This window comes from Pantoea sp. X-Soil-OKNW-713, from assembly GCF_059730685.1.
Window position 1 is genome coordinate 4,224,275 of record NZ_AP035995.1, and the last position, 19,780, is coordinate 4,244,054.

A 19,780-nucleotide genomic window follows, 5' to 3' on the forward strand; every position below is an offset into this window, starting at 1 on the left:
ATTATCCTCTTTTTCGCCGAAAAAGCCTGTTGTGACGCGGTTTTTCGCCATTGAATGACGCAAAACAGGTGCGTAAGATTCTTTGTTTCAATTTACAATTAAGAAACAGTTATGCAAGCCTCCATCACAGAACCACTCGACAAAAAACACGACGATGCGCCAGTCAATTCACGCGGCAAAGTGGTCGTAGCGTCTCTTGTCGGCACCGCGATTGAATTCTTCGATTTCTATATTTACGCCACTGCGGCGGTGATTGTTTTCCCGCATATCTTCTTCCCACAGGGTGATGCCACAGTCGCGACGCTACAGTCGCTGGCGACGTTTGCCATCGCCTTCGTCGCGCGTCCAATTGGTTCAGCGGTGTTTGGTCACTTTGGTGACCGCGTGGGCCGTAAAGCCACCCTGGTGGCTTCCCTGTTGACCATGGGGGTATCGACCGTACTGATCGGCCTGCTGCCTGGTTATCAAACCATTGGTGTGGCTGCACCGCTGCTGCTGGCGCTGGCACGTTTTGGTCAGGGTCTGGGCCTCGGGGGCGAATGGGGAGGTGCTGCGTTGCTGGCAACCGAAAATGCCCCGGCGAAAAAGCGTGCGCTGTACGGATCGTTCCCGCAGCTTGGCGCACCGATTGGCTTCTTCTTCGCTAACGGTACCTTCCTGCTGCTCTCCTGGCTGCTGACTGACGAGCAGTTTATGCAATGGGGCTGGCGTGTACCTTTTATCCTCTCCGCCGTACTGGTGATTATCGGTTTGTATGTGCGCGTATCGCTGCATGAAAGCCCGGTATTCGCAAAAGTGCAGAAAGAGAAGAAGCAGGTACGCGTACCGATTGGCACCCTGCTGAGCAAACATCTTGTGGCGACCATTCTCGGCACCTTTATCATGCTCGCCACCTATACGCTGTTCTACATCATGACCGTCTATTCCATGAGCTACGGCACGGCGCCAGCGCCGGTCGGCCTGGGTTATTCACGTAACAGCTTCCTGTGGATGCTGATGGTGGCGGTGATTGGTTTTGGTGTGATGGTGCCGATTGCTGGCCTGCTGGCTGACCGTTTCGGTCGCCGTAAAACCATGATCACCATTACCCTGATGATTATCGCGTTCGCCTTTATGTTCCCGGCGCTGCTTGGTTCGGGTTCGCAGGTGCTGGTGATGGGCTTCCTGCTGCTCGGCCTGAGCATTATGGGCCTGACGTTTGGCCCGATGGGTGCGTTGCTGCCAGAGCTGTTCCCGACTGAAGTTCGTTATACCGGTGCTTCGTTCTCCTATAACCTGTCGTCGATTCTCGGGGCATCCGTTGCACCTTATATCGCGACCTGGCTGAACGCGAACTACGGTTTGCAGGCGGTGGGTTTCTATCTGGCTTCGATGGCGGCATTGACCTTGATTGCGTTAATTGCCTGCAAAGAGACACGTAATCAGACACTGTATGAAGCGGTGTGATGCGTTGAAGTGTTAAATGCGAAACCCGGCTCAGGCCGGGTTTTTTATTGGGGGGGGTTAGGTGCGTGCTGTTACCCTCACCCCGGCCCTCTCCCATGAGGGAGAGGGAGGTGTGCCATATGCTCGATCAATTCCCTCTCCCGCTTGCGGGAGAGGGTTAGGGTGAGGGTAACAGCGCGCACCTTAACCCCAAAAAAAACCCCGGCAAGCCGGGGTTTTTCGTTGCTGAAAACTGTGTCGCGAACGGATTAACCCGCTACGGCGATACGTTTCATGTCGGTCATGTAGCCACGCAGTTTGCGGCCAACCGCTTCGATCGGGTGCTGACGAATCGCTTCGTTCACGTCACGCAGCTGCGCGTTGTCTACCTGAGTGCCTTCCACTGCTTTGCCCAGGTCGCCCGGTTGCAGGGTGGTCATGAACTCTTTCAGCAGCGGTACAGCCGCGAAGGAGAACAGGTAGTTACCGTATTCTGCGGTATCAGAGATAACCACGTTCATTTCATACAGGCGCTTACGTGCGATGGTGTTAGCGATCAGCGGCAGCTCGTGCAGTGATTCATAGTAAGCAGACTCTTCAATGATGCCCGCGTCGATCATGGTTTCGAATGCCAGCTCAACGCCCGCTTTCACCATTGCAACCATCAGAACGCCTTTGTCGTAGTATTCCTGCTCTTCGATTTTACCTTCGAACTGCGGTGCGGTTTCGAACGCGGTTTTACCGGTCTCTTCACGCCAGGTCAGCAGGTTTTTGTCGTCGTTGGCCCAGTCAGCCATCATGCCGGAGGAGAATTCACCAGAGATGATGTCATCCATGTGCTTCTGGAACAGCGGAGCCATGATGCCTTTCAGCTGCTCAGACAGCGCGTAAGCACGCAGTTTAGCCGGGTTAGACAGACGATCCATCATCAGGGTGATGCCGCCGAACTTCAGGGATTCGGTGATGGTTTCCCAGCCGAACTGAATCAGTTTTTCAACGTAAGCCGCATCGTGGCCTTCTGCCACCAGCTTGTCGAAGCACAGCAGAGAACCGGCCTGCAACATACCGCACAGGATGGTCTGCTCACCCATCAGGTCAGATTTCACTTCCGCAACGAAAGAGGATTCCAGCACGCCCGCACGGTCACCACCGGTCGCAGAGGCCCAAGCTTTAGCAATCGCCAGGCCTTCGCCTTTCGGATCGTTTTCCGGGTGAACTGCGATCAGGGTCGGCACACCGAAGCCACGCTTATACTCTTCGCGCACTTCAGTACCCGGGCACTTCGGTGCCACCATGACCACGGTGATGTCTTTACGGATGGTTTCGCCCACTTCAACGATGTTGAAACCGTGTGAATAGCCCAGCGCTGCGCCGTCTTTCATCAGCGGTTGTACCGCCTGAACGACAGCAGAGTGCTGCTTGTCTGGCGTCAGGTTAACCACCAGGTCAGCCTGCGGGATCAGCTCTTCGTAAGTACCCACTTTGAAGCCGTTATCAGTCGCTTTGCGGAAAGAAGCACGCTTCTCAGCGATCGCTTCGGCACGCAGGGCGTAAGCAATATCCAGACCGGAATCACGCATGTTCAGACCCTGGTTCAGGCCCTGAGCACCACAGCCAACGATGACGACTTTTTTCCCTTTCAGGAAGCTGGCGCCATCCGCGAATTCATCGCGCGCCATGAAACGACATTTGCCTAACTGCGCTAACTGGTTGCGCAGGTTCAAAGTGTTGAAGTAGTTAGCCATGGGTACTCCGGTTTGATGTTGTGTTTGCTTTGTTCAGTAACGACGCTGTTATCAGTGTCGCGAATGACCCCATCATATGACAGGAAATCTGTTGCTTAAATTGATATATTTACAAGGTCACATTGCAGGATTTGCAATATTACTTTGAGGTTACCCGCGCATGGATTTACGAGACCTGAAACTCTTCCTCCATCTGGCCGAGAGCTGCCACTTTGGCCGCACAGCACGCGCCATGCATGTCAGCCCATCCACCCTGTCGCGCCAAATCCAGCGCCTTGAGGAGGATGTCGGCCACGCGCTGTTTCTGCGTGATAACCGGACCGTGACACTCACCGAGGCCGGTGAACGGTTGCGTCAGTTTGCCCAGCAAACCCTGCTGCAATATCAACAACTGCGTCATGTGATGGACCTGAACGGCCCCTCGCTCAGTGGCGAGTTACGTCTGTTTTGTTCGGTCACGGCAGCCTATAGCCATTTGCCACCGATTCTCGACCGCTTTCGCGCTGAACATCCGCAGGTGGAGATCAAGCTCACCACCGGCGATGCCGCCGATGCGATTGAGATGGTGCAGTCTGGTGAGGCCGACCTGGCGATTGCCGGTCGCCCTGAATCGCTGCCCGCCAGCATAGATTTTACGCCACTTGGGCTGATTCCGCTGGTCCTGATCGCCCCGGCGTTGCCCTGCCCGGTGCGGAATCAGGCGACCCAGGACGAGCCTGACTGGTCGCTGATTCCGTTTATCCTGCCGGAACAAGGGCCTGCACGCCGGGGGATCGACCTGTGGTTTCGCCGCCGCCGCATTCCCAATCCGCTGATTTATGCCACGGTGTCGGGCCATGAGGCGATTGTGTCGATGGTGGCGCTGGGATGTGGCATTGCGCTGCTGCCGGACGTGGTACTGGAAAACAGCCCGGAACCGGTACGTAATCGCGTGCTGGTGCTGGAGAACGTCGAGTCGGTCGCGCCGCTCGAGCTGGGCGTATGCGTACAAAAAAAGCGGCTCGGAGAGCCGCTTATCAATGCCTTCTGGAACCTGCTGTAGTTACTGACCGGCGAGGAAGAAGCGGAACGCCGGGTTATTGGCTTCGTCGTGGAAGTCATAACCCAGCGCCGTGAGATGCTCCTCAAAGCGCGGCTCATCATCACCCAGTTCAAACGCCGCCAGCACACGACCGTAATCGGTGCCGTGGCTGCGATAGTGGAACAACGAGATATTCCAGTGCGTACCGAGCGTTTGCAGGAACTTCAGCAACGCACCGGGTGCTTCCGGGAACTCGAAGCTGAACAGGCGCTCACGCAACGGTTTGGATGGACGACCACCGACCATGTAACGGACGTGCAGCTTGGCCATCTCATCGTCGGAGAGGTCCACCACGTTATAACCACCCTGCGTGAGCTGGCTGATGATTTCGCTACGTTCCTCCAGCCCGCGCGTTAAGCGCACGCCAACGAAGATGCAGGCGTTGTCGGCATCGGCGTAACGATAGTTGAACTCAGTGACGGAACGACCGCCCAGCGTCTGGCAGAACTTCAGGAAGCTGCCTTGTTGCTCAGGGATGGTGACCGCCAGCAACGCTTCACGCTGCTCGCCCAGTTCGCAGCGCTCGGAGACGTAGCGCAGACCGTGGAAGTTGACGTTGGCCCCCGACAACACATGCGCCAGACGTTCGCCCTTGATGTTGTGCTGCTGGATGTACTTTTTCATCCCGGCCAGCGCCAGCGCCCCGGAAGGCTCCGCCACCGCACGCACATCCTCGAACAGATCTTTCATCGCGGCGCAAATAGCATCGCTGTCCACGGTGATGATGTCGTCCAGATACTCCTGGCACAGGCGGAAGGTTTCGTCGCCGATACGCTTCACCGCCACACCTTCAGCAAACAAACCGACACGCGCCAGATCAACCGGATGACCGGCATCCAGTGCCGCCTTCAGGCAGGCTGAATCTTCTGACTCAACGGCAATCACCTTAATCTGCGGCATCAGTTGCTTGATCAGCACCGCCACACCCGCCGCCAGACCACCGCCACCGACAGGCACGAAAACGCGATCGAGATGCGCATCCTGCTGCAACAGTTCCATCGCCAGCGTGCCCTGCCCGGCGATCACCGCCGGATGATCAAACGGGTGAACGAAGGTGTAACCTTGCTGCTCCGCCAGCTCAATCGCCTTGGCTTTTGCCTCGTCGAAGTTGGCACCAAACAGGTAAGCCTCACCGCCAAATGCGCGCACCGCATCAACCTTGATATCTGCCGTGGCCAGCGGCATCACAATCAGTGATTTGATGCCTAAGGTACTGGCTGAGAGGGCTACGCCCTGCGCGTGGTTGCCAGCGGATGCCGTCACCACGCCGCGCGCTTTCTGCTCCTCAGTCAGCCCGGCAATCATCGCGTAAGCCCCGCGCAGCTTGAAGCTGTGCACCGGCTGACGATCTTCACGCTTCACCAGAATGGTGTTGCCAAGACGCGATGAAATTTTTTCCATTTTCTGTAACGGCGTGACCTGTGCAATTTCGTACACCGGTGAACGCAATACCGCGCGCAAATACTCCGCGCCGCAAGGCGCCGCGGGTAGCGGTTGAGACTCAGCCATCTGTTAGCCTCCCAGCTTAGACTTATCGCGCACCGCGCCTTTGTCAGCGCTGGTCGCGAGTGATGCATAAGCACGCAGGGCGAAGGAGACCTGACGCTCACGGCCATGCGGCGTATACGCTGCATCACCACGGGCTTCTTCCTCTTCACGACGTGCGTGCAGTTCGTTTTCCGGCACCGCCAGCTTGATGCCACGGTTCGGGATGTCGATTTCGATGATGTCGCCGTCTTTCACCAGCGCGATGGTGCCGCCGTTGGCCGCTTCCGGTGAAGCGTGGCCGATAGACAGACCGGAGGTACCGCCTGAGAAACGACCATCGGTGATCAGCGCACAGCTTTTGCCGAGGCCCATCGATTTCAGGTAGGTGGTCGGATAGAGCATTTCCTGCATGCCCGGTCCACCTTTCGGCCCTTCGTAGCGAATCACCACGACATCGCCCGCGACCACTTTACCGCCGAGAATCGCTTCAACCGCATCGTCCTGGCTTTCGTAAACTTTGGCCGGGCCTTTGAAGGTGAGGATCTCTTTGTCCACACCGGCGGTTTTCACGATACAGCCATCTTCCGCCAGGTTGCCGTACAGCACCGCCAGACCACCGTCTTGCGAGAAAGCGAATTCACGGGTGCGGATACAACCTTCCTGACGGTCGTCATCCAGCGTGTCCCAACGGCAATCCTGCGAGAACGCCTGAGTGGTGCGAATACCGGCCGGACCAGCGCGGAACATCTTTTTCACCGCTTCGTCTTTGGTCAGCATGATGTCGTACTGATCCAGGGTTTCACGCAGGTTCAGACCCAGCACGTTGCGCACGTCAGTGTGCAACAGGCCAGCGCGATCCAGTTCACCGAGGATGCCGATTACGCCACCCGCGCGGTGCACATCTTCCATATGATATTTCTGGGTGCTCGGGGCCACCTTACACAGATGCGGCACTTTGCGTGACAGACGGTCGATATCAGAAATGTTGAAGTCGATTTCGCCTTCCTGCGCGGCGGCCAGCAGGTGCAGTACGGTGTTGGTGGAGCCGCCCATCGCGATATCCAGCGTCATGGCGTTCTCAAACGCGGCTTTGCTCGCGATATTACGCGGCAGTACGCGGGCATCATCCTGCTCGTAATATTGTTTGGTCAGGTTAACGATGCGCTTACCGGCATTGATAAACAGGTCCTTACGATCAGCATGGGTCGCCAGCAGCGAACCGTTACCTGGCTGTGACAAACCCAGCGCTTCGGTCAGGCAGTTCATCGAGTTGGCGGTGAACATACCAGAACAGGAACCACAGGTCGGGCAGGCGGAACGTTCAATCTGCTCGCTATCGGCATCGCTGACGTTCGGGTTAGCACCCTGAATCATCGCATCTACCAGATCCAGCTTGATGATTTTGTCCGACAGCTTGGTTTTACCCGCTTCCATCGGGCCACCGGAAACGAAGATCACCGGAATGTTGAGGCGCAGCGAGGCCATCAGCATTCCCGGGGTGATCTTGTCGCAGTTGGAGATGCAGACCATCGCATCGGCACAGTGGGCGTTGACCATGTACTCGACGGAGTCAGCGATCAACTCGCGCGAAGGCAGTGAATACAGCATGCCGCCATGACCCATGGCGATACCGTCATCCACCGCAATGGTGTTGAACTCTTTAGCCACACCGCCAGCCGCTTCGATTTGTTCAGCGACCAGTTTGCCGAGATCGCGCAGGTGGACGTGGCCAGGCACGAATTGGGTGAATGAGTTGACCACGGCGATAATCGGCTTACCGAAATCGGCGTCGGTCATTCCTGTCGCGCGCCACAAGGCACGGGCACCCGCCATGTTACGGCCATGGGTGGTGGTGGCGGAACGGTACTTAGGCATGCTCTATTTACTCCAGTAAGGATAATGTCGCGGACGCTACTGCGTCCGCGAAAAAACGTGTTATGGGTTAACCTGGTCCAGCCAGCCCCATTTGTCTTCAGTTTCGCCAGTGAACAGGCCAAAGAATGCCTGCTGAATGCGTTTGGTCACCGGACCACATTTGCCTGCGCCCACCTGGATTCCGTCAACGCTGCGAACCGGAGTGATTTCCGCCGCAGTACCAGACATGAACACTTCGTCAGCCAGGTACAGTGATTCGCGTGACAGCACCTGCTCGCGAACTTCGATACCCATGTCTTTTGCCAGTTTGATGATGGCGTCACGGGTGATGCCCGGCAGCGCAGAAGAAGTGAACGGCGGCGTGAACAGAATGCCATCTTTCACTTCGAACAAGTTTTCACCAGCACCTTCTGAAATATAGCCGTTGGTGTCGAGAGCGATACCTTCCTGATAGCCGTGGCGACGAGCTTCGCTACCCACCAGCAGAGAAGAAAGGTAGTTACCACCGGCTTTCGCTGCGGTCGGCAGGGTGTTCGGGGCTACGCGGTTCCATGAAGAAACCATCGCGTCAATGCCCTGCTCCAGCGCTTCAGCACCCAGGTAAGCACCCCAAGGGAACGCAGCGATGATCACATCGGTGGTGTAGCCATCTGGCGGGTTCACACCCAGGCCCACGTCGCCTACGAAGGCCAGAGGACGGATGTAAGCGCTTTTCAGTTTGTTGACGCGCAGCACTTCACGGCAGGCTTCCATCAGCTCATCTACGCTGGCTTTGATCGGGAAGCGGTAGATTTTGGCGGAGTCGTGCAGACGCTGCATGTGTTCACGATGACGGAACACCACCGGGCCTTTGTGTGAGTCGTAGCAACGCACGCCTTCAAACACCGAAGTACCGTAATGCAACGCGTGAGACATGACGCTGACCTTGGCGTCTTCCCACTTAACCATCTCCCCATTGAACCAAATAAAGTCTGCTTTCTTCGTACTCATTGTTATTTCCTTTCGCGACTAGGCACGGATTTGTTGTGTTGTCTGTTGTTGGATCTGGACGCAAGCGACATCCATCAGTTTGCTTAACTGCGAAGACAGTAAATCGACAGAGCGCTGGCTGGCAACGGTCATTTCGATATTAATATTTTCGGCATTCGCGGCTGATGCCATGTTCATGGTGCACACCTGGAAACCACGGTGGCGCACGACGCGCAAAATGCGCTCCAATATTTCAGGGCGGAAGCGCGCTTCGATAGACAATTGATGCTGGTTCATACGGTTTTCTCCATCATGTTTGCGTTGCTGGCACCAGGCGGTACCAAAGGCCAGACGTTTTCATGCTCATCAATCGCAACATGCAGGAAGTATGGACCTTCACTGTTCAGCAGAGCATCAAGGGCGGCGTCGACCTGATCTTTACGGCTAATGCGCTGGCCGGGGATATCAAAAGCGCTGGCCAGCGTGAGGAAATCGGGGTTATCAGTCAGGATGGTTTCGCTGTAGCGTCCATCAAAGAACAGCTGCTGCCACTGGCGTACCATGCCGAGGCGCTGGTTATCCAGCAGCAGGATTTTAACCGGCAGTTTGCCGCGTTTGATGGTACCCAGCTCCTGAATGTTCATCATGATTGAGCCGTCACCGGATACGCAGATGACGGTATCGTTCGGACGGGCCACCTGGGCACCTACCGCAGCCGGCAGGCCAAAGCCCATGGTGCCAAGGCCGCTGGAGGTAATAAAGTTTTCCGGCGCGCTGAATGACATATGCTGCGCTGCCCACATTTGATGCTGACCCACGTCAGTGGTCACCACTGCGCTGTCGGCTTTACGATCGGACAACTGCTTCAGCAGCAGCGGGGCATAGATTGCTTCGCCTGGATGGTCGTAACGCCAGTTGAATTCGGCCTTCAGCGCTTTAACTTCGGTGCGCCATGCATCGATTTGCAGCGGCATGCTCAGCGCGGGCAGTACCTGATTCAAATCCCCCTGCAACGAGACGTGCGCACGGCGCAGCTTGTTCAGTTCGGCGGGGTCGATATCAATATGGATAACGCTGGCGTGTGGCGCGAAGGTGTCGAGCTTACCGGTAACGCGGTCGTCAAAACGCGCACCAACCGCGATCAGCAAATCGCACTCCTGGACCGCCAGGTTAGCCGCTTTGGTGCCGTGCATCCCCAGCATGCCGAGGTAAAGATCGCTGTTGGCATCCGCGCTACCCAAACCTTTCAGCGTGGCGACCATCGGGATGCCGGTATCGATCGCCATCGCACGTAACGCAGGGACTGCCTGCGCCATACCCACGCCACCGCCGATATACAGCATCGGTTTTTTCGCCTGCGCCATCAGGGCGCGCGCTTCCGCGATATGCTGCGGTGAATGGCTCAACGCCTCTTCAACCGGCAGCAGGTGCGGCGTGAGATCGCCATGAGCGATTTGGATGTCTTTCGGGATATCAACCAATACCGGGCCTGGACGGCCAGACTGGGCGATGGCGAAGGCTTCAGCCATGACTGAAGGTAAATCATCAAGGGATTCAACGAGGAAGCTATGTTTGGTACAGGCCAGTGACAAGCCGAGAACGTCAATTTCCTGGAACGCATCGGTGCCGATAAACGGAGAAGCAACCTGGCCGGTAATGGCAACCACCGGGATGGAGTCCATCATTGCATCGGCTAAGCCGGTGATCAGGTTAGTTGCGCCAGGGCCAGAGGTGGCAATACAGACGCCGGTCTTGCCAGTAGAGCGAGCATAACCAATCGCCGCCATCACTGCACCTTGCTCATGCCGACACAGTAGGTGTTCCACGCCGCCATCGTAGAGCGCATCGTACACTGGCATGATGGCACCGCCAGGATAACCAAACACTGTATCAACACCCTGCGCGCGTAAAGCCTGAACTACCCACTGTGCACCTGTCATGGTTATTCTCCTGTATCCCTGCGGGAACAACAGAATTTTATGCTACTGTTCATTATCTGTTCCTCGATGATTCGCTGATATTTTACCTGGTCGAAAAAAAACCCCCGGACCTTGCGGTGCGGGGGTTTTTCGAATTCCAGGCTTGATTTTTAAGCCTTTCTTTCTCCAAGCGTAGCCCCGCACGGTGGGATAATAATCACCACCACGCTAATCACGACTAGGCTAATCACTTGTAGAAGGGCTTTCATGTGTTGTTCGTTTTTTCGATTGTTCGAAGTAATACCTACAGAGTTACCATAGTTATCCGGGCATTGACAATAATTTTCATCAGAAATTTTTATGACGCAACGGCACGAAAGTGGTTATCACCTTGTAAGTAAACGGTTATTTGTATTTGTGATAAATATTCATTACGACCGCGTCGTAACATTCGATTTCGTTCTGAGAACCCGCATCCAAAATATGTGAACAGGCAGAAATTCGCAGCGAAATGATGGAATCCTGCGCGTAATTCTGATCATCCCGATTAGGCCTTCCTTATAAAGCCTTGCAAGATAGAACCAACAAGGAGTGGTTATGTCTTTATCAAGGGTTTTGACACGCGCGGCGCTGGGTGTGCAGGCACCGCTGGTAACGGTGGAAGTGCATATTAGCAACGGCCTGCCTGCCTTAACGCTGGTGGGTTTACCAGAAACCACGGTGAAAGAAGCGCGTGAGCGGGTGCGCAGCGCTATCATCAACAGCGGATTTACCTTTCCGGCAAAGCGCGTCACCATCAATCTCGCCCCTGCCGATCTCCCTAAAGAAGGTGGGCGCTACGACCTGCCGATCGCCATTGCGATTCTCGCCGCCTCAGAGCAGCTTCCTGACGCGAAACTCGCGCAATATGAATTCCTGGGTGAATTAGCACTGAACGGGGCGCTGTGTGGCGTTCAGGCTGCCATTCCTGCGGCTATGGCAGCCCTCCAGGCGGGTAGACAAATGGTACTCTCTGAACAGAATCAACAGGATGTAGGTTTAATTCAGCAAGGCACAACCCTGATTGGTAAACATCTGCTGGAGATTTGCGCCTTTCTGCATAATCAGACGGAGTTACCCATTGCTCGTTATCAGCCTGACCGCATCGACAACGACAGCCAGGATCTGAGCGATATTATTGGGCAGGAACAAGGACGACGGGCATTGGAGATTACCGCCGCAGGCGGTCACAATTTGCTGCTGCTGGGTCCGCCGGGAACCGGGAAAACCATGCTGGCCACACGCTTGCCCGGCATTATGCCCCCGTTGAATGACCAGGAGGCACTGGAATGTGCGGCTATCGCCAGCCTTGTCAGTAGCGGCAACCTTCAACAACAATGGCGTAAACGCCCCTTCCGCGCACCACATCATAGCGCTTCGCTGTATGCATTGATTGGCGGCGGTTCCTTACCGCGTCCGGGTGAAATTTCGCTGGCGCACAATGGTGTCCTTTTTCTGGATGAGTTACCTGAGTTCGAACGCCGGGTTCTGGATGCGCTACGCGAGCCGATTGAGTCCGGTGAGATTGCCATCTCTCGCACCCGAGCCAAAGTTACCTATCCAGCGCGTTTTCAGTTAATTGGCGCAATGAACCCCAGCCCAACTGGTCATTATCAGGGAAACCATAACCGATGTACTCCACAGCAGGTATTGCGCTATCTGAGCCGTCTTTCCGGCCCTTTTCTTGACCGTTTTGATCTCTCCCTCGAAGTGCCGCTGTTACCCAGCGGTACACTCAGCCAGAAACAGCAGCGCAGTGAGAGTAGCGCAGAGGTGCTACAACGTGTGGTTGCGGCACGGCAACGTCAAATCAACCGCAGTGGGAAAGTGAACGCACATCTTTCGAATGCAGAAATACAGCGCTGGTGTGAGCTGGTTGACGAAGATGCAAAGTGGCTTGAAGAGGTGCTGAATTCACTTGGCCTGTCAGTACGTGCCTGGCAACGCATTCTGAAGGTGGCGAGAACGATAGCCGATTTGGCAGGAGAGGCGCGAATTACCCGGCATCATATTCAGGAAGCGGTGGGGTATCGCAGTATTGATCGCTTGATGATTTTTCTACACAAAAGTCTGGAATAAAAAAACGGGGCCAATGCCCCGTTTCTTAGTCTTCGCTGTCGCTGTAATCTTCGACGCTGTCCATCTGCGGCTTACCGCCGGAAAGCGTGTGAAAACGCTTAGGACGCTTGATACGTGCGGTATATTTCGACCATACACGCTCCGCTTCCGTTTGCGGCTCACGAATACCACGACATACTTCAATAAATAAACGTTCTTCTTCCGTCACTGGCTCACGCTTTGCCAGGTCCAGTTCATTAAAGGCAAAACCGTGGCGCTCAAGAAGCGTAGCTTCTTTAATGGTGAAATCACCATGACGCGAAAAACCACGAGGGTAATGCTTGTTATCAAAGAAACGATTCGTTGTTGCGAAGCTATCCGCCATTTTACACGCTCCTGATTCTCATATGGCCGTGCTATTTATGGCGCGGAGTATTAGATAGGCTTGACAGAGTGTAAAACAAAACATTTAAATCAATACGACAAACATTTTTTGGGAGAATGCTGTGGATACGGAATTACTGAAAACTTTCCTCGAAGTGAGCAGAACTCGCCATTTCGGGCGTGCTGCTGAAGCGCTTTACCTCACGCAATCTGCCGTTAGTTTTCGCATTCGCCAACTGGAAAACCAGCTGGGCGTTAACCTTTTTACGCGCCATCGTAATAACATTCGGCTGACTTCTGCGGGCGAGCGCTTATTACCTTACGCAGAAAGCCTGATGAGTACCTGGCTGATGGCAAAAAAGGAAGTCTCCCATACACAGCAGCATCATGAGCTTTCTATTGGGGCCAGCGCATCGCTGTGGGAGGCTTATCTAACCCCCTGGTTACAATCGCTTTATGAGAACAGAGAAAGCCTTCATCTTGAAGCGCGTATTGCGCAACGGCATTTGCTGGTGAAGCAGTTACATGAGCGGCAGCTTGATCTTTTGATCACCACCGAAGCGCCAAAGATGGATGAATTGACCAGCCAGCAAATTGGCCACATTTCACTCGCATTATTTCGTGCGCGTAAAACTGAGAAGCGTGAAAAATATGATTACATCAAACTGGAATGGGGAGCAGATTTTCACCAACATGAAAACTATCTGTCCAGTGATGACGTTCCGGTATTAACGACAACATCGGCGCATGTTACCCGAGAATTGCTGCATACGACTGGTGCTTGCGCGTTTTTACCTGATTTTTGGCATAGCATTTACAGCGATCTGATGGTTATTCCTGATACGCCTGTCGCTGTCAGACCACTATATGCGGTCTGGCTACAAAATAGTGATCAGCAGGCGCATATTCGCCAGTTGCTCAAATATCCGGTATTAACACATTGATGTAATAAAATCAGAAGGGTTTGAGTGGATATTGGTGAAGCTCAATTCCCTCCATCACTAAACGATCTGAGCATTTTGTGCTGGAGAAAAGTATCCAGGAGAGGATAGTGAAAATATGCAGGTTATTTTAGGCAAAAAAAATCCTTTGCCTAAGCAAAGGATTGTTTTCTGGCAGGGGCGGAGGGACTCGAACCCCCAACACCCGGTTTTGGAGACCGGTGCTCTACCAATTGAACTACGCCCCTAAATGAGGGTGGCGGTGCGGACGGGACTCGAACCCGCGACCCCCGGCGTGACAGGCCGGTATTCTAACCGACTGAACTACCGCACCACCGAATACTGCATTACCAGCGGGGTCTCGCTGATAACCGGTGTTACCTTTTCAGGTAAATACCTTAAATTGATGCCTGGCAGTTCCCTACTCTCGCATGGGGAGACCCCACACTACCATCGGCGCTACGGCGTTTCACTTCTGAGTTCGGCATGGGGTCAGGTGGGACCACCGCGCTACAGCCGCCAGGCAAATTCTGTTTATCCGTACCGCCCTCGCAGGCCATACGAATCAATCCGTTCGAACAAAGCTGAAAATTCTCGCGTCTCTCAACTCAAAACGCCTCTGGCGTTGTAAGGTTAAGCCTCACGGGTCATTAGTACCGGTTAGCTCAATGCATCGCTGCACTTACACATCCGGCCTATCAACGTCGTCGTCTTCAACGTCCCTTCAGGACTCTCAAGGAGTCAGGGAGAACTCATCTCGGGGCAAGTTTCGTGCTTAGATGCTTTCAGCACTTATCTTTTCCGCACTTAGCTACCGGGCAATGCCATTGGCATGACAACCCGAACACCAGTGGTGCGTTCACTCCGGTCCTCTCGTACTAGGAGCAACCCCCCTCAATTCTCCAGCGCCCACGGCAGATAGGGACCGAACTGTCTCACGACGTTCTAAACCCAGCTCGCGTACCACTTTAAACGGCGAACAGCCGTACCCTTGGGACCTACTTCAGCCCCAGGATGTGATGAGCCGACATCGAGGTGCCAAACACCGCCGTCGATATGAACTCTTGGGCGGTATCAGCCTGTTATCCCCGGAGTACCTTTTATCCGTTGAGCGATGGCCCTTCCATTCAGAACCACCGGATCACTATGACCTGCTTTCGCACCTGCTCGAGCCGTCACTCTCGCAGTCAAGCTGGCTTATGCCATTGCACTAACCTCCTGATGTCCGACCAGGATTAGCCAACCTTCGTGCTCCTCCGTTACACTTTGGGAGGAGACCGCCCCAGTCAAACTACCCACCAGACACTGTCCGCAGCCCGGATTACGGGCCTACGTTAGAACATCAAACATTAAAGGGTGGTATTTCAAGGTTGGCTCCATGCAGACTGGCGTCCACACTTCAAAGCCTCCCACCTATCCTACACATCAAGGCTCAATGTTCAGTGTCAAGCTATAGTAAAGGTTCACGGGGTCTTTCCGTCTTGCCGCGGGTACACTGCATCTTCACAGCGATTTCAATTTCACTGAGTCTCGGGTGGAGACAGCCTGGCCATCATTACGCCATTCGTGCAGGTCGGAACTTACCCGACAAGGAATTTCGCTACCTTAGGACCGTTATAGTTACGGCCGCCGTTTACCGGGGCTTCGATCAAGAGCTTCTCCTTACGGATAACCCCATCAATTAACCTTCCGGCACCGGGCAGGCGTCACACCGTATACGTCCACTTTCGTGTTTGCACAGTGCTGTGTTTTTAATAAACAGTTGCAGCCAGCTGGTATCTTCGACTGGCTTCAGCTCCGGGAGCAAGTCCCTTCACCTAATGCCAGCGTGCCTTCTCCCGAAGTTACGGCACCATTTTGCCTAGTTCCTTCACCCGAGTTCTCTCAAGCGCCTTGGTATTCTCTACCTGACCACCTGTGTCGGTTTGGGGTACGATTTCGTGTTACCTGGAGCTTAGAGGCTTTTCCTGGAAGCAGGGCATCAGTTACTTCATCACCGTAGTGACTCGTCATCACGCCTCAGCCTTAAAGCATTCCGGATTTGCCTGGAATGCAAGCCTACACGCTTAAACCGGGACAACCGTCGCCCGGATAACCTAGCCTTCTCCGTCCCCCCTTCGCAGTAACACCAAGTACAGGAATATTAACCTGTTTCCCATCGACTACGCTTTTCAGCCTCGCCTTAGGGGTCGACTCACCCTGCCCCGATTAACGTTGGACAGGAACCCTTGGTCTTCCGGCGAGCGGGCTTTTCACCCGCTTTATCGTTACTTATGTCAGCATTCGCACTTCTGATACCTCCAGCAGACCTCACAGTCCACCTTCAGCGGCTTACAGAACGCTCCCCTACCCAACAACACATAGTGTCGCTGCCGCAGCTTCGGTGCATGGTTTAGCCCCGTTACATCTTCCGCGCAGGCCGACTCGACCAGTGAGCTATTACGCTTTCTTTAAATGATGGCTGCTTCTAAGCCAACATCCTGGCTGTCTGGGCCTTCCCACATCGTTTCCCACTTAACCATGACTTTGGGACCTTAGCTGGCGGTCTGGGTTGTTTCCCTCTTCACGACGGACGTTAGCACCCGCCGTGTGTCTCCCGTGATAACATTCTCCGGTATTCGCAGTTTGCATCGGGTTGGTAAGCCGGGATGGCCCCCTAGCCGAAACAGTGCTCTACCCCCGGAGATGAATTCACGAGGCGCTACCTAAATAGCTTTCGGGGAGAACCAGCTATCTCCCGGTTTGATTGGCCTTTCACCCCCAGCCACAAGTCATCCGCTAATTTTTCAACATTAGTCGGTTCGGTCCTCCAGTTAGTGTTACCCAACCTTCAACCTGCCCATGGCTAGATCACCGGGTTTCGGGTCTATACCCTGCAACTTAACGCCCAATTAAGACTCGGTTTCCCTGCGGCTCCCCTATACGGTTAACCTTGCTACAGAATATAAGTCGCTGACCCATTATACAAAAGGTACGCAGTCACCTAACAAGTAGGCTCCCACTGCTTGTACGTACACGGTTTCAGGTTCTGTTTCACTCCCCTCGCCGGGGTTCTTTTCGCCTTTCCCTCACGGTACTGGTTCACTATCGGTCAGTCAGGAGTATTTAGCCTTGGAGGATGGTCCCCCCATATTCAGACAGGATACCACGTGTCCCGCCCTACTCATCGGACTCACAGAATGTGCATTTTCATGTACGGGGCTGTCACCCTGTATCGCGCGACTTTCCAGACGCTTCCATTAACACACAAACTGATTCAGGTCCTGGGCTGTTCCCCGTTCGCTCGCCGCTACTGGGGGAATCTCGGTTGATTTCTTTTCCTCGGGGTACTTAGATGTTTCAGTTCCCCCGGTTCGCCTCGTTAACCTATGTATTCAGTTAACGATAGTGCACAAGTGCACTGGGTTTCCCCATTCGGACATCGTCGGCTGTTGCGGTTCATATCACCTTACCGACGCTTTTCGCAGATTAGCACGTCCTTCATCGCCTCTGACTGCCAGGGCATCCACCGTGTACGCTTAGTCGCTTAACCTCACAACCCACAGACGTTTTGCAACGCATGCAGACTGCAAGCATTTGAGAGACTCGAACACATCGTTTTCATTTCTTATTACGGAGAAATGAAACAACGTGTCGTTTCAAATTTTCAGCTTGTTCCGGATTGTTAAAGAGCAATAACTTCGCAATGCACTCGAAAATGCATTCGGAAGTTTTTTTATCAACGTGGGGTCGTTGATGGTGGAGCTAAGCGGGATCGAACCGCTGACCTCCTGCGTGCAAGGCAGGCGCTCTCCCAGCTGAGCTATAGCCCCAATGATTCGCAAAACCCTTCACCCAATTCTTTCGAGTTCAAGGCGTGACGACGCGAAGCATACATCAGGTATGCGGGTCGTTGTCACAACGCAGAAATCGGGAGAATTTGGTAGGCCTGAGTGGACTTGAACCACCGACCTCACCCTTATCAGGGGTGCGCTCTAACCACCTGAGCTACAAGCCTGCCGAGGGTTTTACTGCTTCTTTAAATTTCATCAGACAATCTGTGTGAGCACTTCGAAGGAAAGTATCTTCAGGTAAGGAGGTGATCCAACCGCAGGTTCCCCTACGGTTACCTTGTTACGACTTCACCCCAGTCATGAATCACAAAGTGGTAAGCGCCCTCCCGAAGGTTAAGCTACCTACTTCTTTTGCAACCCACTCCCATGGTGTGACGGGCGGTGTGTACAAGGCCCGGGAACGTATTCACCGTAGCATTCTGATCTACGATTACTAGCGATTCCGACTTCATGGAGTCGAGTTGCAGACTCCAATCCGGACTACGACGCACTTTATGAGGTCCGCTTGCTCTCGCGAGGTCGCTTCTCTTTGTATGCGCCATTGTAGCACGTGTGTAGCCCTGGCCGTAAGGGCCATGATGACTTGACGTCATCCCCACCTTCCTCCGGTTTATCACCGGCAGTCTCCTTTGAGTTCCCGACCGAATCGCTGGCAACAAAGGATAAGGGTTGCGCTCGTTGCGGGACTTAACCCAACATTTCACAACACGAGCTGACGACAGCCATGCAGCACCTGTCTCAGAGTTCCCGAAGGCACTAAGGCATCTCTGCCAAATTCTCTGGATGTCAAGGCCAGGTAAGGTTCTTCGCGTTGCATCGAATTAAACCACATGCTCCACCGCTTGTGCGGGCCCCCGTCAATTCATTTGAGTTTTAACCTTGCGGCCGTACTCCCCAGGCGGTCGACTTAACGCGTTAGCTCCGGAAGCCACGCCTCAAGGGCACAACCTCCAAGTCGACATCGTTTACAGCGTGGACTACCAGGGTATCTAATCCTGTTTGCTCCCCACGCTTTCGCACCTGAGCGTCAGTCTTTGTCCAGGGGGCCGCCTTCGCCACCGGTATTCCTCCAGATCTCTACGCATTTCACCGCTACACCTGGAATTCTACCCCCCTCTACAAGACTCTAGCCTGCCAGTTTCGAATGCAGTTCCCAGGTTAAGCCCGGGGATTTCACATCCGACTTGACAGACCGCCTGCGTGCGCTTTACGCCCAGTAATTCCGATTAACGCTTGCACCCTCCGTATTACCGCGGCTGCTGGCACGGAGTTAGCCGGTGCTTCTTCTGCGGGTAACGTCAATGACGATGCGTATTAAACATCATCCCTTCCTCCCCGCTGAAAGTACTTTACAACCCGAAGGCCTTCTTCATACACGCGGCATGGCTGCATCAGGCTTGCGCCCATTGTGCAATATTCCCCACTGCTGCCTCCCGTAGGAGTCTGGACCGTGTCTCAGTTCCAGTGTGGCTGGTCATCCTCTCAGACCAGCTAGGGATCGTCGCCTAGGTGAGCCATTACCCCACCTACTAGCTAATCCCATCTGGGTTCATCCGATGGTGTGAGGCCCGAAGGTCCCCCACTTTGGTCTTGCGACGTTATGCGGTATTAGCTACCGTTTCCAGTAGTTATCCCCCTCCATCGGGCAGATCCCCAGACATTACTCACCCGTCCGCCACTCGTCACCCAAGGAGCAAGCTCCTCTGTGCTACCGTTCGACTTGCATGTGTTAGGCCTGCCGCCAGCGTTCAATCTGAGCCATGATCAAACTCTTCAATTTAAGTTTGATGCTCAAAGAATTAAACTTCGTAATGAATTACGTGTTCACTCTTGAGACTTGATATTTTTTAAGTCCGTAGACTTTTGATATCAATCCTGCGAGTGCCCACACAGATTGTCTGATAAATTGTTAAAGAGCAGTGCCACATTTCTCGTGTGGCGCGGGTTGCGTATATTACGCTTTCCGCGTTTTCAGTCAAGCATTTATTTTTGCTTTTCTGAAGGTTGCCACTTAAGGTGACCT

At 54.2% G+C, this 19,780-nt stretch carries 12 protein-coding genes, 4 tRNA genes and 3 rRNA genes; 4 read left to right on the plus strand and 15 right to left on the minus strand.

Annotated elements, in window-relative coordinates; translation table 11 throughout:
- The first annotated feature begins 111 nt into the window (after positions 1 to 111).
- A complete protein-coding gene (locus AC6I8R_RS19755; protein ID WP_021184979.1) occupies positions 112 to 1,446 on the plus strand; it encodes an MFS transporter in 1,335 nt (444 codons plus the stop codon).
- 248 nt (positions 1,447 to 1,694) lie between these two features.
- On the opposite strand, the gene ilvC is transcribed toward AC6I8R_RS19755, so the two are convergent.
- Positions 1,695 to 3,170, minus strand: a complete 1,476-nt coding sequence (gene ilvC / locus AC6I8R_RS19760) for a ketol-acid reductoisomerase (RefSeq protein WP_021184980.1) — start codon at positions 3,168 to 3,170, stop codon at positions 1,695 to 1,697.
- A 160-nt stretch (positions 3,171 to 3,330) separates the two neighbouring features.
- Here ilvC and ilvY point away from each other — a divergent pair, with 160 nt between their 5' ends.
- On the plus strand, positions 3,331 to 4,212 hold the full coding sequence (gene ilvY, locus AC6I8R_RS19765; protein WP_013510959.1) for an HTH-type transcriptional activator IlvY: 882 nt from the start codon (positions 3,331 to 3,333) through the stop codon (positions 4,210 to 4,212).
- Here ilvY and ilvA read toward each other — a convergent pair whose 3' ends face one another.
- From ilvA to ilvL, 6 genes are all read right to left on the minus strand, one after another.
- Positions 4,213 to 5,760, minus strand: coding sequence for a threonine ammonia-lyase, biosynthetic (ilvA, locus tag AC6I8R_RS19770; protein WP_021184981.1), 1,548 nt, complete (start codon positions 5,758 to 5,760; stop codon positions 4,213 to 4,215). It lies immediately after the preceding gene.
- Between the two features lie 3 nt (positions 5,761 to 5,763).
- Positions 5,764 to 7,614 carry a dihydroxy-acid dehydratase gene (ilvD, locus tag AC6I8R_RS19775; RefSeq protein ID WP_021184982.1) on the minus strand — a complete coding sequence of 617 codons (1,851 nt, stop codon included), beginning with the start codon at positions 7,612 to 7,614 and terminating at the stop codon, positions 5,764 to 5,766.
- 60 nt (positions 7,615 to 7,674) lie between these two features.
- The gene (gene ilvE / locus AC6I8R_RS19780; protein ID WP_013510962.1) at positions 7,675 to 8,604 is read right to left on the minus strand and encodes a branched-chain-amino-acid transaminase; all 930 of its coding nucleotides are present in this window, start codon (positions 8,602 to 8,604) and stop codon (positions 7,675 to 7,677) included.
- Between the two features lie 18 nt (positions 8,605 to 8,622).
- Complete coding sequence (gene ilvM, locus AC6I8R_RS19785; RefSeq protein WP_013510963.1) at positions 8,623 to 8,880, minus strand: acetolactate synthase 2 small subunit; 258 nt, start codon at positions 8,878 to 8,880, stop codon at positions 8,623 to 8,625.
- Positions 8,877 to 10,523 (minus strand): acetolactate synthase 2 catalytic subunit, encoded by a 1,647-nt coding sequence (ilvG, locus tag AC6I8R_RS19790; protein ID WP_208724385.1) that lies wholly within the window; start codon positions 10,521 to 10,523, stop codon positions 8,877 to 8,879. The genes ilvM and ilvG overlap by 4 nt, the downstream gene beginning before the upstream one ends.
- A 149-nt stretch (positions 10,524 to 10,672) precedes the next feature.
- On the minus strand, positions 10,673 to 10,771 hold the full coding sequence (gene ilvL / locus AC6I8R_RS19795) for an ilv operon leader peptide (RefSeq protein ID WP_071783595.1): 99 nt from the start codon (positions 10,769 to 10,771) through the stop codon (positions 10,673 to 10,675).
- Between the two features lie 328 nt (positions 10,772 to 11,099).
- Between ilvL and AC6I8R_RS19800 the strand changes: the two genes are divergently transcribed.
- The gene (locus AC6I8R_RS19800; RefSeq protein ID WP_021184984.1) at positions 11,100 to 12,620 is read left to right on the plus strand and encodes a YifB family Mg chelatase-like AAA ATPase; all 1,521 of its coding nucleotides are present in this window, start codon (positions 11,100 to 11,102) and stop codon (positions 12,618 to 12,620) included.
- A gap of 25 nt (positions 12,621 to 12,645) precedes the next feature.
- On the opposite strand, the gene AC6I8R_RS19805 is transcribed toward AC6I8R_RS19800, so the two are convergent.
- The gene (locus tag AC6I8R_RS19805) at positions 12,646 to 12,984 is read right to left on the minus strand and encodes a MaoP family protein (RefSeq protein WP_013510966.1); all 339 of its coding nucleotides are present in this window, start codon (positions 12,982 to 12,984) and stop codon (positions 12,646 to 12,648) included.
- 121 nt (positions 12,985 to 13,105) lie between these two features.
- Between AC6I8R_RS19805 and hdfR the strand changes: the two genes are divergently transcribed.
- Positions 13,106 to 13,927, plus strand: a complete 822-nt coding sequence (hdfR, locus tag AC6I8R_RS19810) for an HTH-type transcriptional regulator HdfR (protein ID WP_021184985.1) — start codon at positions 13,106 to 13,108, stop codon at positions 13,925 to 13,927.
- Positions 13,928 to 14,096: 169 nt separating this feature from the next.
- On the opposite strand, the gene AC6I8R_RS19815 is transcribed toward hdfR, so the two are convergent.
- From AC6I8R_RS19815 to AC6I8R_RS19845, 7 genes are all read right to left on the minus strand, one after another.
- Positions 14,097 to 14,172 (minus strand) — tRNA-Trp (locus AC6I8R_RS19815).
- A gap of 9 nt (positions 14,173 to 14,181) precedes the next feature.
- Positions 14,182 to 14,258: transfer RNA gene (locus tag AC6I8R_RS19820), tRNA-Asp, on the minus strand.
- Between the two features lie 74 nt (positions 14,259 to 14,332).
- Positions 14,333 to 14,448: ribosomal RNA gene (gene rrf, locus AC6I8R_RS19825) — 5S ribosomal RNA — on the minus strand.
- 105 nt (positions 14,449 to 14,553) lie between these two features.
- Positions 14,554 to 17,456, minus strand: a 23S ribosomal RNA gene (locus AC6I8R_RS19830).
- 204 nt (positions 17,457 to 17,660) lie between these two features.
- Positions 17,661 to 17,736: transfer RNA gene (locus tag AC6I8R_RS19835), tRNA-Ala, on the minus strand.
- A 108-nt stretch (positions 17,737 to 17,844) separates the two neighbouring features.
- A tRNA-Ile gene (locus AC6I8R_RS19840) sits at positions 17,845 to 17,921 on the minus strand.
- A gap of 74 nt (positions 17,922 to 17,995) precedes the next feature.
- Positions 17,996 to 19,537: ribosomal RNA gene (locus tag AC6I8R_RS19845) — 16S ribosomal RNA — on the minus strand.
- The 16S, 23S and 5S rRNA genes sit together here with 4 tRNA genes alongside, the layout of an rRNA operon.
- Between the last annotated feature and the right edge of the window lie 243 nt (positions 19,538 to 19,780).

Excerpts from the sequence above, each read along its gene's own strand:
- ilvD (WP_021184982.1), bottom strand. The coding sequence starts at position 7,614 with ATGCCTAAGTACCGTTCCGCCACCACCACCCATGGCCGTAACATGGCG.
- ilvG (WP_208724385.1), bottom strand. The coding sequence starts at position 10,523 with ATGACAGGTGCACAGTGGGTAGTTCAGGCTTTACGCGCGCAGGGTGTT.
- ilvY (WP_013510959.1), top strand. The coding sequence starts at position 3,331 with ATGGATTTACGAGACCTGAAACTCTTCCTCCATCTGGCCGAGAGCTGC.
- ilvA (WP_021184981.1), bottom strand. The coding sequence starts at position 5,760 with ATGGCTGAGTCTCAACCGCTACCCGCGGCGCCTTGCGGCGCGGAGTAT.
- ilvE (WP_013510962.1), bottom strand. The coding sequence starts at position 8,604 with ATGAGTACGAAGAAAGCAGACTTTATTTGGTTCAATGGGGAGATGGTT.
- AC6I8R_RS19755 (WP_021184979.1), top strand. The coding sequence starts at position 112 with ATGCAAGCCTCCATCACAGAACCACTCGACAAAAAACACGACGATGCG.
- AC6I8R_RS19805 (WP_013510966.1), bottom strand. The coding sequence starts at position 12,984 with ATGGCGGATAGCTTCGCAACAACGAATCGTTTCTTTGATAACAAGCAT.
- AC6I8R_RS19800 (WP_021184984.1), top strand. The coding sequence starts at position 11,100 with ATGTCTTTATCAAGGGTTTTGACACGCGCGGCGCTGGGTGTGCAGGCA.
- ilvM (WP_013510963.1), bottom strand. The coding sequence starts at position 8,880 with ATGAACCAGCATCAATTGTCTATCGAAGCGCGCTTCCGCCCTGAAATA.
- ilvL (WP_071783595.1), bottom strand. The coding sequence starts at position 10,771 with ATGAAAGCCCTTCTACAAGTGATTAGCCTAGTCGTGATTAGCGTGGTG.
- ilvC (WP_021184980.1), bottom strand. The coding sequence starts at position 3,170 with ATGGCTAACTACTTCAACACTTTGAACCTGCGCAACCAGTTAGCGCAG.